The 1235-nt window shown below is 49.8% G+C and carries 1 protein-coding gene; it reads right to left on the bottom strand.

The window, feature by feature from the left end; translation table 11 throughout:
* Positions 1–986: P-loop ATPase, Sll1717 family (locus AC1D2K_RS34880; RefSeq protein WP_478095021.1), on the bottom strand; the 986-nt coding region annotated here is incomplete at its 3' end.
* Positions 987–1235 lie beyond the last annotated feature (249 nt).

The raw sequence follows: 1235 nt of genomic DNA, 5'->3' as shown, positions 1-1235 counted from the left end.
ACGTTGTAGTAATTGCAAATTGCGGGATTATTTAGCAGTCGACGAATGATTAAATTAACCAACGCCGGTTGATCCCAAGTGATCAAAATGTTCCGCGTAATGTGACTTGCCTCGCGAAATCCGTCTTTAACGAGCTTCGACCAAATGTCATCACGAAGAAATATTTTTAATCTAAACGATTCAAAATTGGAAAAATCTAGATAACAGCGAAAAAGCGCGCGCAAAGCGTTTCCTTCCAGCTCAGGAGACTCTGCAAAGGCCACGTCCAGCCTGTCGAGCACCAGCCAAGCTTGGATCTTCACTACTTCCATGCTTTGATTGACGGCTTTCAGCAGATCGTCCACCGATCTATATCCAAAAGCACGCTGCTCTTCGGTCGGTTCGGCGAATGTGATCTTTCCGGAGAGAGAGACACCGCTGTTTGGCTCAGTGATTGCGGCTTCCAGAGTTGGAAATCGTCTTGATACGTACTCCATCACGGCCTTGAGCTTTTGCATTAGCTCTGTGCCGCTAGGGGGGAGCAATTTATTATTGCTGAGTAAACTGAAAACTGCCTCCGCCGGTGCGTAAGTCAGTTTCATTTCCTTTAGAGCATGGCGCACGTATTCTGCAAGTATGCAAAGGAAATATAATTTCCACATTGCACGCAACTGTTCCTCGCTGGGCGGCGGTGCGGTGATTAAATCTCGAAAAACCGGACTACCACGGGTATTTTCGGCGGCGAGCACGATGATGCGACGATTTAACCTGAGCTCCTCCTTCTGACGTACTAAAAGAGAATAGAGTGCGCTTTTTCCTGCTCCTTTCGATCCAAAAACAATGTCAGCTGAGCCCTGGATAAGTTTGGACCACTGCTTCGTTTCGACAAAATATGATTGAAGTTGGTCATTTTCATCTTCGGCTACTCTGCTTCCGAAGCTCGCGGATTTCAGTATGTCGCGGCGAGAAAGGGGCGGGGCAGGAGGATCAACTGAAATATTGCTCATTGGGATTTTTACTCAGATGCTTGTTGCATTTTGACACCTGAAATTTTGGAGCAATCCTAGGGTTTGTGGGGGGGCCTTTTGCTCAGTTCCCCAAAAAATCGCGTTTGAACCGCAAGCATCAAAGTTGCCCGCCGTTGCTGCGCCGCCACAGTGCGGAAGGCACTCGGGGTGACGGCCGGGCCGGAGCGGCGCACTCCTTGCGCTGGTGCCGTGTTCGCGCGGCGGCATCCTACCCTCGCATGAGCACGC

Source organism: Variovorax sp. P1_H12_2, assembly GCF_056405335.1.
This window is presented reverse-complemented; position numbering and strand designations above follow the sequence as displayed.